The sequence below is a fragment of the Corynebacterium jeikeium genome (assembly GCF_000738175.1).
GTDB classification, from domain to species: domain Bacteria; phylum Actinomycetota; class Actinomycetes; order Mycobacteriales; family Mycobacteriaceae; genus Corynebacterium; species Corynebacterium jeikeium_C.
In genome coordinates this window covers 1-14,070 of record NZ_JFCH01000063.1, presented here as the reverse complement: position 1 = coordinate 14,070, position 14,070 = coordinate 1, and the positions used below count along the sequence as shown (strand labels likewise).

Sequence of the window (14,070 nt, the reverse complement as noted above, 5' to 3'; positions counted from 1 at the left end):
CGCCGAACAGCGCGCAGGTTACTGCAACCATTAAAAAGTCATAAAGCATGTAGATATAACAACACCGGTGGTGCCCGGTGCTAATGACTCTTTACGGTTTCTTAACGCCCCTGTTTTACACCTTCTTTTGACGCCCCAACCTGCGCCGGTACAGGTCGAGCATTATTCGTCAATCGGCGCGGGCTCCAGCTTCCAGACTTCCGTGGCGTAGTCGCGGATCGTGCGGTCGGAGGAGAAGCGCCCGGACTCGCAGATGTTCACCCACGCCTTTTGCGCCCAGCCCTGCGGGTCGGTGGCGTAGTCGGTGGCCATGCGGTCGCGCACCTCGCGGTAGTCCGCGAAGTCACCCAGCACGTAGTAGGTGTCGGAAGCACCTTCGCCGTAGCCGTGGATCAGCGACTGCTTCAGGTCGTAGAACCAGCCCGTGAACTCGTCGTGCAGGGTGCCGTTATCCAGCGCGTCCAGGGCGCGCTTCAGGCCGGGCACGGATTCGTACAGCTCGTAGGGCTTGTAGTCCGCGCGCAGCTCCGGCAGCTCCTCCTCGCGGGCGCCGAAGATGTAGGCGTTCTCTTCGCCAACGGAATCCACGATCTCCACGTTCGCGCCGTCCATGGTGCCCAGCGTCAGCGCGCCGTTCATCATGAACTTCATGTTGGAGGTGCCGGATGCCTCCTTGCCCGCGGTAGAGATCTGCTCCGAAACATCGGAGGCCGGCAGGATGTGCTCGGCAGGGGAGACGTTGTAGTTCTCCACGAACACGACCTTCAGCAGCGGGGAAACCACCGGATCGTTGTTCACCAGATCCGCGATCGCGTTGATTAGCTTGATGATGGCCTTCGCCCGCGTGTAGCCCGGCGCGGCCTTCGCACCGAAGATGACGGTCCGCGGCGGCAGGTCGCGTTCGTGGTCCTCCTTGATGCGGAAGTACAGGTCCAGCACGTACAGGGCGTTCAGTAGCTGGCGCTTGTACTCGTGCAGGCGCTTGATCTGTACGTCGAAGATGGAATCCGGGTCGATGACCACGCCCTGGCGCTCGGCGATCCACTCGGCAAAGTCGCGCTTGTTGGCGGCCTTGATCTCACGGAGCTCCTGCATGACGCTCTCGTCGGAAGCGTAGCTGCGCAGTTCCTTGAGGTTGTCGAGGTCGGTGACCCAGGCGTCACCACCCGAAAGACGAGTCAGCAGCGCAGACAGGCGAGGGTTAATCATCCGCAGCCAGCGGCGTGGCGTAACACCGTTGGTTTTGTTGTTGAACTTCTCCGGCCACAGCGCATACCAATCGCCCAGGGTTTCGCGCTTGATGATCTCCGTGTGCAGCGCGGCCACGCCGTTGACGGAGTACGCGGCGTAGCAGGCGATCCACGCCATGTGCACCACGCCGTGTTGGATCGGGGCCATTCTTTGGATGGTGACGCCATCAATGCCCTCCGCCGAGCGTTCGATGCGGAAGCGACGGTCGATCTCGGCGATGATCTCCCAGACGCGCCAGAACAGCTGCTGGAAGATCTGCTGATCCCACTGCTCCAGGGCCTCGGTGAGGACAGTGTGGTTGGTGTAGGCGAAGGTGTTGGAGACGATCTCCCAGGCTTCCTCCCAGCCCATGCCGTGCTCGTCCATGAGCAGGCGCATGAGCTCCGGGATGGCCAGCACCGGGTGGGTATCGTTCAGCTGCACGGAGTGGTATTCCGCGAAGTTATTCAGGTGCCCGTGGTGGGCCAGATGGCTGCGGATCATCGCCTGCAGGGAGGCGGAGGTGAAGAAGTACTGCTGGCGCACGCGCAGCTTCTTACCCTCGTAGGTTGTGTCGTTCGGGTAGAGCACACGGCAGATGTCGCTGACGCGCTCGCGCTCGATGATGGCCTCGGTGAAGTGCTGGGAGTTGAAAGCGTCGTAGTCGAACTCCTCCCACGGCTCGGATTTCCACAGGCGCAGGGTGCCCACGTTGTGGGTGCCGTAGCCAGTGATGGGCATGTCGTAGGGGATCGCGCGGACCTTCATGTCGTCGAAGTGCACGACCAGCTGGTCGGAGGCCCGGCGGATGGTGAAGGGGTATTCCTCCTCGCGCCACGGGTCCGGACGCTCCACCTGGAAGCCGTTGTCGAAGGACTGGCGGAACAGGCCGAAGCGGTAGAGGATGCCGTAGCCGGTGACGGGGTAGTCCTGGGTGACGGCGGAATCCAGGAAGCAGGCGGCCAGGCGGCCCAGGCCACCGTTGCCCAGGGCGGCATCGTTTTCCACTTCCAGTACGTCGGTGAGCTCGTGGCCGAGCTCGCGGGCAGCGGCCTGAGCCTCCTCCACCAGGCCGAGGTTGGTGAGGTTATTCAGAAGCGCGCGGCCCATCAGGAACTCCGCGGAGAAGTAGTGCTGCTGGCGGGTGGCGTTGTAGGTCTGGCGGGTGCGTTCCCAATCGTCGGCGATCCGCTCTTGGATGTTGCGGGACAGTCCCGTCCAGAACTTACGGGTGGAAGCGTGCTCGGGGCTGGTGCCGGCGGCGGCGCGGACGTGGCCGCCGATGGTGGTGGAGTTCAGTTCGTGGCTCATAGGTACCGATTCTATGGTGCCGGCCGGGAACTCGCTGGTCGGGCAAAGGGCAGGGGCTAGTGCTCTTGGGACTGTTCTTTGGACTGTTCTTTTGACGCCGATTCGTTTCGCAGCTGCGCGGCCTGCTCCTCGATGCGACCGTGGAGTTGGCTGAAGCCTTCCACCGCGGCGGAGGAGCGGGGTGGTACCTGGATGATGCGCTCGGAGTTCATGCCGGCTTGCAGCTCGCGCGTGCGGGCTATCTCTGCATCCAGCTTTACGCCGAGGAGTAGCAAGGAGTTGCTTACCACCAAGCCGGTGAGGCCGACGATGATGCCACCCAGCGCGCCGTAGAGGCCCACGGCACCGAAGTTCTTCAGGTAAACCTGCAGCAGCAGGCCAACGATGGTGATGCTGATTAGTGCAAACACGGAACCGACTGTCAGCCACCGAATTCGCCCGAAGCGCACGTTGGGGGCGCCGTTGTAGAGGATGGCGATGAGGACCACCGCGACGAGGACGATCACCGGCCAGCGGACGTACTGCCAGATCGGCAGGAAGTGCTCCAGGACGAAGGTAGTGAAGCCCTGCCAGTTCAGGGGCTCGGCGATCTTGTCCAGCAGGGGCCGGGCGATGTCTTCGCGCAGGAAGTATGCGCCCGCGATGAAGACCAGTCCGATTACCAAGACTACGGTGATTCCCCACATAGCTGCCCAGGTTCTGACGAGGCTGCGGCCTTCGCGCCGCCCGTACATTTCGTTTGCCATACGGGAAAACGCGCGGACGTATGCGGAAGAAGAGAACAAGGCGAACAGCACGCTGATCACCAGCATGGTGATGGACTGCTCCGTCGAGCCGATGACCGTGTTGACCACGGTCTGTGCATTGCTTTGGAAGTTATCGGGAATGTTCTCCGCGATGAACTCGTCGGTGAGGGTCGTGACTTGGTCGCGGTTCTGATCGAGCACCAGCGTGGTGATTGCGTAGAAGGCCAGCAGGGTTGGCAGCCCGGTGAGCAGGGTGAAGAAGCTCAGCGTGGCGCCCTTGTCGAATAGTGCGTTGAAGAAGATCTCAAAGTAGAGGCGCTTGGCGATCACCTTCCACGTGGAGGGATCCAGCCAGCGGTGCTCCCGCACGACCTCTGTGTGATACGTCCCGGAAGGAAGCTCCGGGGTCACCTGCCCACCGAGGGTGGGAACGATGCGTTCGTCGGCGGGGTGCTCGTCCGGGGAATCTGCAACACTCATCAGCTATTGAAGATACCTGGTGATAGGCGTTTTTGTGGCAGGCCGCGGCGTGGTGGCGTCATAGTTTCTTTAGACGATCGGCAAACAGAGAAAAGACGACGAGAAACACTGCGCCACCTGCGGATTAGGTAGGAAAAGGAACTACTGTGTAGAGTTACCTTTCGTTCGCAACGAACGCAACGAACGAACAATGCCCCGTTCGTCTAGCGGCCTAGGACGCCGGCCTCTCACGCCGGTAACACGGGTTCAAATCCCGTACGGGGTACAAATTTTTCAGCACGGCTTTCGAGTCGTGCTTTTTGTTTACGTCCTATTTGTTAACGGTCTATAGCTCGCAGGTAGCACCAATCTCGATCAGACCTTCGGGTGCCCCCAATCCGCGTAAGTAATCCGGTGTGTAGCATCTACCGCCCATTCCGGAGGTGCGTTCACTGTCGGGCGCAACCTCTTCCCACTCCCTGCCGTTGAAGCGTTCAATCCAGGTGGCATCGGTTTGGTATGTGCCAACGTAGGCCCAGAAACCGTCGCAATACATAGAGACAACGTTGCGCCCGGGCTTAGAGACCGCGTTTTCCACTTTGGTCCAGTGGCATTTGCCCTTCGCTTGCAGCGGCGGCTTCGATGCTGTCGGAGATGTTTCTTCGGAAGGCTGCTTAGGCGCCGAGGAACCGAGAGTGGGATTGGGCTTCTTCTTGGTTCCGCTTGAGTTGCCCGTGGGTTCGGTAGATTCCTGGCTTTCCTGCTCGCTGGATTCCGAGGAAGTCCTCGAAGCGGTGGTATCTTCCGCGACGGTTTCCGGCGCGTTGTCACTGTCGTCTGAGCACGACACTAGAGCAAAGGGGAGCAGCGCAGTAAATATAAGAGCGCCGAACCGGCGGGAGGTGCGTGAGGTGTGTGTAGTGAGGTTCATGAACCTGATTATCCCAAAAGCGTGCCCTGAAAAGCGCCGGTTTGATGATTACGTGCTTCAAATGAGACATCGGAATTAAGCCAAGGGCACGGCGACCAATCTGCAAAACTTATGCCGATGGCTTCGTTAATCCGCGATGGGTGTGATGGAATTAACGAATGACTTCTCAAACAAACCCGGAGGATTCTCCCGCACCAGACGGAGCCTCCACAGCAACCGCGCATTCTTCTAGCGCGCACCAGAACGAACGGACCTTCTTCGGCCACCCCTTTGGCCTAGCCAACCTCTCCGGCGTGGAGATGTGGGAGCGCTTCAGCTTCTACGGCCTCCAGGCGCTGCTGGCGTACTACCTGTACTACACCGTTGCTGACGGTGGTCTGGGGATGGAAAAGTCCACCGCCCTCTCTATCGTCGGTGCCTACGGTGGCCTGGTGTACCTGACCGGCGTGGCGGGCGCCTGGGTGGCCGACCGCATCCTCTCTGCGGAACGCACCCTGTACTACTCCGCGGTGCTGGTCATGCTCGGTCACATCAGCTTGGCGCTATTGCCGGGCTATGTCGGTGTGACCCTCGGTCTGGTGTTCATCGCCGTTGGCTCCGGTGCTCTCAAGACGACTTCCCAGGTGGTCCTCGGTTCTCTGTATTCGCACGACGATCCCCGTCGTGACGGCGGCTTCTCTATCTACTACATGGGTGTGAACATCGGTGGCCTGCTCGGCCCGCTGATCACCAACGCGCTGTGGGGTTGGAAGGGCTTCCACTGGGGCTTCGGTGCTGCTGCCGTGATGATGGCTATCGGCTTGATCCAGTACACCGCTTTGCGTAAGCAGACCATCCGCGATGCGGGCCACGATGTTGTGAATCCGCTGCCGCACAAGAAGTACCTCCCGGTTTTCCTCGGTGTTGTTGTAGCGGTGGCTGCTTTCGTTCTGCTGTTCGTCACGGGCGTGCTGAAGGTAGCGCAGCTGTCCAACATTGCGGCTCTGCTCGCCGCCGTGATCGCCATCGTTTTGTGGATTCAGATGTACCGTTCCCCTCTGACCACGGATATTGAACGTTCCCGCCTTGTTGGTTTTGTGCCTATGTTCGTGGCATCCGTGGCGTTCTGGTCGTTGTTCCAGCAGCAGTTCACCGTGATTGCGCTGTACTCCGACGAACGCCTGAACCGCAACTTGTTCGGCATGGAGATTCCTCCGGGAGTGGTGCAGTCTATCAACCCGCTATTCATCATCCTGTTCGCTGCCGTGTTCGGCGCGCTGTGGACGAAGCTGGGGGACAAGCAGCCTTCCTACGCAGTGAAGTTCTCCATGGCTCTTGGCCTGATCGGCGTGGCGCTGCTGCTGTTCATTCCGTTCGCCGGTGGTGGCGCTAACTCCACGCCGATGTGGGTGATGGTACTGATTCTGTTCCTGTTCACGATGGGTGAGCTGATGCTCAGCCCGGTGGGTAACTCCATGGCCACTCGTTTGGCGCCGAAGGCGTTCCCCACCCGTATGTTCGGCCTGTGGCTGCTATCTATCAGCCTGGGTACTGCTCTTTCGGGCAGCCTGGCGGGCTTCTACAACCCGGACGACGCCTCCGCGGAGCGCACCTACTTCCTGGCGATGTTCGCGGTCATGATTGCCCTCGGCGCGCTCATTTTCCTGGCACGGAAGTGGATCGTTAAGAAGTTCGTGGACGTCCACTAACTTCCAACTAGGTTTCCCCTCTCACCCCACGCGCACTAGCTCGTGGGGTGTTGTGTTGATCGGGTCTACCTTTTCTGACGCCACAATCACAATGTCTTCGATGCGTGCGCCCCACTGACCGGGGATGTAGATGCCGGGTTCAATGGAGAAGGCCATGCCTTCTTCAATCACAAAGTCGTTGCCGGCGATGATGTACGGCTCTTCGTGGCAGGAAAGCCCGATGCCGTGGCCGGTGCGGTGGATGTAGTACTCGCCGTAGCCAGCTTCCTCGATGATGTCGCGGACGACCCTATCCACTTCGCCTGCCGTCACACCGGGCTTGGCGAACTCCAACCCGGCCTCCTGGGCGCGCTGCAGCACGTCGTAAATCTTCTGCTGCTCGTCGGTGGGCTCACCGACGACGTAGGTGCGGGTGCAGTCCGAGTGGTAGCCGCTGGCCAGGGTGCCGCCGATATCGACGACCACCACGTCGCCGGACTCGATGACACGGTCGGAGTGATCGTGGTGCGGGTCCGCGCCGTGCGGGCCGGAGCCGACGATGATGAAGTCCACAACCTCGTGCTCTTCGAGGATGAGGCGCTCCAGTTCCTTGGCCACGTCATTCTCGGTCACGCCTGCGCGCAGCAGGTTCGGGACCTGGCGGTGGACTTCGTCGATGGCGGCACTTGCGCGGCGGAGCTCGGCAAGCTCTTCGTCGTCCTTGCGGATGAACGCCTGGGCGAGCACCTGGGTGGCGTTGACGGTGGAGATGCCGCGGGACTGCAGTTCCAGCAGGTGGTCGGCAGTCATGGCAGCGCTGACGGCATAGGAGCCTTCGGCGATGTAGCCGTAGGGGTCTTCGCCGTCGTTCCACCCGATGATCTCCACTCCGAGTTTGCCCGCCACGGACTTCTTCAGGTCAGCGACATCCACGCCGGGAACGATGATGCGGGTGGCGTCCTTAGTAAGAACCAGAGCCGTGAACCGCTCGTGGGTGCTGATCTTCGACGAGATCAGGTACTCCATGTCCGGACCGGGGGTGGCGATCACGCCGTCCAGGCCCGCCTGTGCGGCGATGTCGCGGACGGTGGAGAGACGCTTGCTAAACGTTTCGGTAGGGAAGAATTCACTCATGGCCACCAGGGTACGCCCCGGGGTGTGGGGGAGCGGTGGGGTGCGAAGGAGGGAGGTAGATCCTAAAGCTCTTACTCGCTGTTTAATAGATTGGTCGAGGGCGGATTGTTCTGACGGTTTATCCAGCACCTTGGCGGTGACCCCTTCGGCCGACCAGTCGAGGAAGCTGGACCCGATAACTTTGTGAATCCCGGCCTGCTGGAACTCGTCACCACTACGCAGGCGCTCGGAATGTTGGAGTAGGTCGTCGAGGGGAAGCTCCATTACAGCGTGACTCATCACAGAGGCTTCAACCCCACGGTGGGGGTTGGCGCGGACTTGGACGTACAAATCCAGCAAATAGCCTCATGTCCTGAGCATAAGCCGGGGCGGAGGATGCCCCGAGCAGGCTTTCGATGGTGGCGTGGGGCGATGTTGCGACGAGTAGCCAGCACGGCTTGGAGCCATTTAATAAGCTCGTCCTCGGTGGCACCGGTGGCGATGTCAGTTAGTCGACCCAGAGCACGAGATTTCGGAAATATGCGTTCTCCGTCTACTTATGACTACGCTAAATTCGTCCATGTGCCGGGGGATCAAAGTTGTTTGTGTGCGACAGCCACCTAGGGCGTAAGTTACGAGGGTGTTAATGAGTGGATAAGAATAAAATATAACTGAAAGGACTATTATGACGCGTTATTTCACCTCCTTGATGACCTTTATGTTTGTATTGGCGATTGCTGGGATTATGTTTGATGGGATTGACTCGAGGCAAGGTATTACTATCACTTGCATCGTTTCTTTAGCTTCTGCTGCCGTAATCTATTGGCTATATCCGTTCTTTACTAGCCGAGAAAAATAGTCGAACAATCCGGCCCTTTAAAGGGGAATATTGAAAGCAGTATGGAGTATTGCAATGAGCGGCCGGTACGGATTGGATGATTTGTGCAGGCGTATGGGTAAAAATTCGCACCCGTCAGTCCAGGCGTATGGCGAGACATATACAAAAGCGTATGTTACGCCATACGCTAAAGCATATGTTCGCCAGCACGTGGTTTTACCTACTTCTTGCACTGAGCCGGACTCCGAAAATGCAAATCCACAGGGCTAGTGGACCGAAGGAAATGAGCAGTGCGGCCAGTTCCCGTGAGAGTCCTGCATGGGCAAAAAGGAAAGAGGGGACAAGGATCATTGCTGCGCTTATGCTGCCCCCAAGCGCAGCGAAGAACGTGCGGTCTTGTGACCGTTCGCGGTGGGTGGTCTGGATGATTAAGGCTAAAAAACAACTGCGAGCGCGGCGCGGGTAATGGTCGTATACATGCCTCTTATTCTTTTGGGGTTGGCGCCCATCCTATCGTAAGGGCAAACAGCCTGTTTGCTGCATTTTCTAAGAATAAGAATGTGAATGCCGTAGGTGATATACAGCCTTCCCAAGCTGGAAAGTGGCTTAACGCGCCCGTACGGCCAGGCGGGCAGCGTGTGAGCTTATATGCTTGATGGTTATGGGCCCTACGACTGTTCTTGACCGCGCTACCATTCGCCACAACCTCACCGAATTCAAACTCCGGTGGCTTGACCGAATTAAGCAGTGGGAGGCGGAAAACCGTCCCGCGACCGAGTCGAGTCACGACCAACAGTTCTGGGGCGACTTGCTCGACTGCTTTGGCGTCAACGCCCGCGACCTGTACTTGTACCAACGAAGTGCTAAACGCGCCTCGACGGGGCGCACCGGCAAGATCGACATGTTCATGCCGGGCAAAGTCATAGGGGAAGCCAAGTCCCTCGGCGTTCCGCTCGATGATGCTTATGCCCAAGTTTTGGATTATTTGCTGGGCGGTACTATCGCGAACTCGCACATGCCGGCCTATGTTGTCTGCTCCAACTTCGAGACCTTGCGGGTTACCCGTCTTAACCGCACCTATGTCGGCGATAGCGCTGACTGGGACATTACTTTCCCTTTAGCTGAGATTGACGAGCACGTCGAACAACTCGCTTTCCTTGCCGACTACGAAACCACCGCTTACCGGGAAGAAGAAAAGGCGTCCCTGGAAGCCTCTCGGCTAATGGTGGAACTCTTCCGCGCCATGAACGGCGACGACGTGGACGAGGCAGTAGGCGATGACGCCCCCACCACGCCGGAGGAAGAAGACGAGCGCGTCATGCGCACCTCTATCTACCTCACCCGAATCCTCTTCCTTCTCTTCGGCGACGACGCAGGGCTCTGGGATACGCCGCATTTGTTTGCGGATTTTGTACGCAATGAAACCACCCCAGAATCCCTAGGCCCGCAGCTCAATGAGCTATTTAGCGTGCTTAATACCGCCCCGGAAAAGCGGCCTAAGCGTTTGCCGTCGACGTTGGCGAAGTTCCCGTATGTCAATGGTGCCCTATTTGCTGAGCCGTTGGCTTCGGAGTACTTCGACTACCAGATGCGTAAAGCCCTGCTTGCTGCTTGTGACTTCGATTGGTCAACCATTGACGTTTCCGTCTTTGGTTCTTTGTTCCAGTTGGTGAAATCGAAGGAAGCTCGCCGCAGTGACGGCGAGCACTACACCTCCAAGGCCAACATTATGAAGACCATCGGTCCGCTTTTCCTAGACGAGCTTCGAGCGGAAGCAGACAAGCTAGTGTCTTCTCCGTCGACGTCGGTCGCCGCGTTGGAGCGCTTCCGCGACTCCCTTTCTGAGCTGGTGTTCTGTGACCCAGCCTGCGGTTCCGGCAACTTCCTGCTGCTGGCGTATCGGGAGTTGCGCCGGATTGAAACAGACGTAATTGTCGCTATCCGCCAGCGCCGTGGTGAAACGGACATGTCGTTAAATATTGAGTGGGAGCAGAAGCTATCTATCGGGCAGTTCTACGGCTTCGAGCTGAACTGGTGGCCTGCCAAGATTGCTGAGACTGCCATGTTCCTTGTAGACCATCAGGCCAACAAGGAGCTTGCCAACGCTGTAGGTAGGCCACCGGAGCGGTTGCCGATTAAGATCACCGCCCATATTCACCACGGCAACGCTCTGCAGCTTGATTGGGCAGACATACTCCCGGCTTCTGCTAGTACAACCTATATCTTCGGCAACCCGCCGTTTAGAGGCGATGCTCGCGAAGAAGAACAACAAGCAGATTTAGAACGTGCCTGGGCTGGAAAGACCGAGAAGATTTCTCGGCTTGATTTCGTCACTGGGTGGCACGCCAAGAGCCTTACTCTGTTTGCTAATCGCCCAGGATCGTTTGCCTTTGTGACCACCAATTCTATTACCCAAGGTGATCAAGTTCCTCGTCTGTTTGGCCCAATCTTTGCAGAAGGGTGGCGGATTAAGTTCGCCCATCGCACGTTTGCTTGGGACTCTGAAGCGCCTGGAAAAGCAGCAGTACATTGCGTCATTGTTGGCTTTGACAGGTCCCACTCTCCGCGTCCACGCTTGTGGGAATATCCGAGCGTTAATGCGGAGCCTAGAGAGATGCCAGTTGAGCGAGGAATCAACGCCTACCTCGTCGATGGGCCAAACGTCCTCGTAGAGAAAGCTTCTAAGCCGCTCTCACTCGTTATTGAAAAGACTTCCTACGGCTCGAAGCCAACAGACGGTGGAAATCTCATCATTGAGGAAGACGACTATGAATCAGTAATGGCAGACCCTCTTGCTGCGAAGTATGTCCTTCCTTTTGTTGGTGCGCGGGAACTCCTTTATAACGGCAAACGCTGGTGTTTATGGCTGGAAAATGCGAATCCTAAAGACATTGAAGAATCTTCAATCCTTAAAAAGCGGACAACAGCGGTCAAAGAATTCCGTTCCGAATCCAAAGCCGCGAGCACCCGAGAGTTTGCAAGGTTCCCCTCTCTGTTTAGGCAACGAGCGAAAATGGACGTGGATTACCTCTGCATTCCTATTCACGTAAGCGAGACTAGGGAGTACTTTCCTGTAGAAAGATTTGAGCCGGAGACGATTTCCAGCAATGCTAACTTTCAACTTCCCGATCCTGAAGGTCTTCAATTCTCTTTGATTTCTTCCTCCATGTTTATTACGTGGCAAAAAACAATTGGAGGACGGTTGGAATCTCGACTTCGTTTCGGGTCAACACTGACGTGGTACACGTTCCCTGTGCCAGAACTCGACGAGAAGACGCGGCAGCGCATTATTAAAGCGGGCAAGAAGGTGCTCGATGCCCGCGCGCTGCACCCAGAACGCTCGCTCGCTGAGCACTACAGCCCGCTGGCGATGGATCCTGCACTCGTGAAAGCCCATGACGCGCTTGACCGTGAGGTGGATAAGGCGTTTGGTGCGCCGCGCAAGCTCACGACCGTCCGTCAGCGCCAGGAGCTGTTGTTTGCCAACTACGAAAAGCTCACCACGCAGCAGCCCTAAAAGCATATGGCCGCGTATCCGTCTCGGCTATGTCAGTGGTTGTGCTGGTAGTAGGCCTAAATATTACGGGGCAGTAGTGGGGCGGCGTGGCTTTTACGCCAGGTGTTGGTGGCGCGGAAGACTTGGCCTTGGCGCAAAATCGTGCGGCCAATTTCGCCGCGTTTGAACCCGAACAGGGTGTGGAGCATATTCACGGTGGCGGTCGCATCGGCTACTGCTGCGTGCGCGTCCGGATTGTCCAGTCCTAGACGGTCAAGGAGTGTCGGTAGGTTGTAGGGGCCACGGCCGAGAATTTGCTTGGCAAGGTCAATGGTGTCAATGAACGGGAAGAACTCGTCCTCATCATTGTCGACGCCGGTCATGCGGTCTACCTCAGCAATGATCATTTTTGAGTCAAACGGTGCGTTGTGGGCAAATAGCTGCATACCGTCGATGTAGCTAGTGAAGTCCCCATACACATCACTAAACGTGGGAGCAGTAGCCACCATGTCGTTGGTAATCCCGTGAATGTGGGAGTTTTTAATGGCCTTGCCGTCAGGATTAAGCAGTGTGTGCCAGGAGTCAACGAGGTTGAAATGGCTGTCTGCGCGCACAGCAGCAAGTTCAATGATGCGGTCATAGCGCTTGTTAAAGCCGGTGGTTTCGGTGTCGATGAAGGCAAAGACCGGCCTGCCCGGTGTGCGCGGGGTGTAGCGGTTAAAAAGGTTTTGTAAAAAGCCCATGGCTCCAAGAGTAGAGGCCCATACCGACATGGAGGCCTAAACGCTATCGAACCCTGCAGCCAGCATGGATTTCTGTGGATAACCACACTAGCGCCGTGCGGCTTGTCCACAGAGTGAGCGTGGTTGCCCTTTCGCAGTAGGCGTGGGTGTGGCTGCCTTAGTGTTATGAGCACTTCGCAGGACTGCCCAAACACCACCCCGACCCCCGCCACTACAACCGCTGAGAGTGGCCAGCGGCGGGGGCCGAGCTTGCGGGATATTTCCCAGCAGCAGTTAAACGCTGCTACCCAGTACATGATTGTGAAGCGTCCTGGGTTTAGTTCCTACCTCTGCTAAGGAAGGATTGGCACTATGCCCAGAAAGTATTCCGCCGAATTCAAGGAGAAGGCGGTCCATCAAGCCCTAGAGATGGTCCGTCTGGAGTCCTGCTCACGGCAACGCGCGTACGAGGAAGTCGGGGAGCTTCTTGGCGTGTCCCACCACACGTTACGCGCCTGGTACCGTGACAGCGTCGCCCATGAGCAGACGGCACCAACAGGTGGCGAAACCATGGAAGAAGAGCTCAAACGGCTACGCCGGGAAAACCGCGAGCTGAAACGAGCCAACAGAATCCTCAAGACTGCCTCGGCTTTTTTCGCGGCGGAACTCGACCGACCCACGACCAGATGATCTCCTACATCGACGAGTACAAGGAGCAATTTGGGGTCGAGGCCATCTGCCGTGTCCTTCGACAAGCAGACCGTGGATTCATCACCTCCCGCGGCTACCGTAAAGCCACCACCCGCGCCCCGAGTGCGAGGGCCTTAAGCGATAGCCTGCTTATCCCAGAGATTCAGCGCGTCCATGCGGAAAACTTTTCGGTCTACGGCATCCGCAAGATGTGGCACGCCATGAACCGTGAGGGCTTTCATATCGGCCGCGACAAGACCGCACGCCTGATGAAACTTGCAGGTGTGTCTGGTCGACGACGTGGACGCACCCCGGTGACCACGATCAGCCCTAAAATGCCGGATCATCGTCCGGATCTTGTGCGCCGAAACTTTCGTGCGCAGGCACCAGGCAGGCTTTGGGTTGCCGACATTACCTATGTTCGCACCCTGTCAGGATTCGCGTACACCGCGTTTGTCATTGACGTCTACAGCCGCAAAATAGTCGGTGTTGCCACCCGATCTACGATGCGCACTGATGCGCTGCCGATGGAGGCACTGGAACATGCATTAACGACTGCTGGTCGAATCCACGGCGACCAGCTGATACACCACAGTGACCGGGGAAGTCAGTACGTGTCACTGAAGTACTCCACTGCTTTGGCCGAAGCCGAGATCCGGCCAAGTGTCGGCACAGTCGGAGATTCCTATGACAACGCGCTGGCCGAGACTGTTAACGGTCTCTACAAGGCTGAACTTATCCATCCTCAAGGCCCGTGGACATCAGTAGGAGAAGTCGAGCTAGCCACCCTGCGGTGGGTGCACTGGTGGAACACCAAACGTCTTCACGAGGCGTTGGACTACGCCACCCCACAAGAAGTAGAAACCG

8 protein-coding genes and 1 tRNA gene are annotated in these 14,070 nt (G+C 57.9%); 4 read left to right on the top strand and 5 right to left on the bottom strand.

Annotated elements, in window-relative coordinates:
* Positions 1-162: 162 nt before the first annotated feature.
* Positions 163-2,541, bottom strand: a complete 2,379-nt coding sequence (gene malP, locus JQ46_RS10700; RefSeq protein ID WP_034988233.1) for a maltodextrin phosphorylase MalP — start codon at positions 2,539-2,541, stop codon at positions 163-165.
* A 56-nt stretch (positions 2,542-2,597) separates the two neighbouring features.
* Positions 2,598-3,767: a YihY/virulence factor BrkB family protein gene (locus JQ46_RS10695; RefSeq protein WP_034988231.1), complete on the bottom strand. Its 1,170-nt coding sequence runs from the start codon at positions 3,765-3,767 to the stop codon at positions 2,598-2,600.
* A gap of 192 nt (positions 3,768-3,959) precedes the next feature.
* Between JQ46_RS10695 and JQ46_RS10690 the strand changes: the two genes are divergently transcribed.
* Positions 3,960-4,032: transfer RNA gene (locus tag JQ46_RS10690), tRNA-Glu, on the top strand.
* Positions 4,033-4,092: 60 nt separating this feature from the next.
* Here the strand turns inward: JQ46_RS10690 and JQ46_RS11280 are convergent.
* On the bottom strand, positions 4,093-4,596 hold the full coding sequence (locus JQ46_RS11280; protein ID WP_192817274.1) for a hypothetical protein: 504 nt from the start codon (positions 4,594-4,596) through the stop codon (positions 4,093-4,095).
* A 239-nt stretch (positions 4,597-4,835) separates the two neighbouring features.
* Here JQ46_RS11280 and JQ46_RS10685 point away from each other — a divergent pair, with 239 nt between their 5' ends.
* Complete coding sequence (locus tag JQ46_RS10685) at positions 4,836-6,365, top strand: peptide MFS transporter (protein WP_034988229.1); 1,530 nt, start codon at positions 4,836-4,838, stop codon at positions 6,363-6,365.
* 21 nt (positions 6,366-6,386) lie between these two features.
* Here JQ46_RS10685 and JQ46_RS10680 read toward each other — a convergent pair whose 3' ends face one another.
* Positions 6,387-7,478: a M24 family metallopeptidase gene (locus JQ46_RS10680; protein ID WP_034988227.1), complete on the bottom strand. Its 1,092-nt coding sequence runs from the start codon at positions 7,476-7,478 to the stop codon at positions 6,387-6,389.
* 1,478 nt (positions 7,479-8,956) lie between these two features.
* On the opposite strand from JQ46_RS10680, the gene JQ46_RS10675 reads away from it, so the two are divergent.
* Positions 8,957-11,812 (top strand): DNA methyltransferase, encoded by a 2,856-nt coding sequence (locus JQ46_RS10675; protein WP_034988246.1) that lies wholly within the window; start codon positions 8,957-8,959, stop codon positions 11,810-11,812.
* A gap of 56 nt (positions 11,813-11,868) precedes the next feature.
* On the opposite strand, the gene JQ46_RS10670 is transcribed toward JQ46_RS10675, so the two are convergent.
* A complete protein-coding gene (locus JQ46_RS10670) occupies positions 11,869-12,534 on the bottom strand; it encodes a 3'-5' exonuclease (protein ID WP_237744817.1) in 666 nt (221 codons plus the stop codon).
* A gap of 351 nt (positions 12,535-12,885) precedes the next feature.
* On the opposite strand from JQ46_RS10670, the gene JQ46_RS10660 reads away from it, so the two are divergent.
* Positions 12,886-14,070 (top strand): IS3-like element IS3501 family transposase gene (locus JQ46_RS10660; RefSeq protein ID WP_155271116.1). Its coding sequence is split into 2 segments (ribosomal slippage), with 1,186 coding nucleotides annotated over them: positions 12,886-13,162 and positions 13,162-14,070; the frame shifts between segments, so codons are not numbered across the junction. This gene is flagged as partial in the annotation.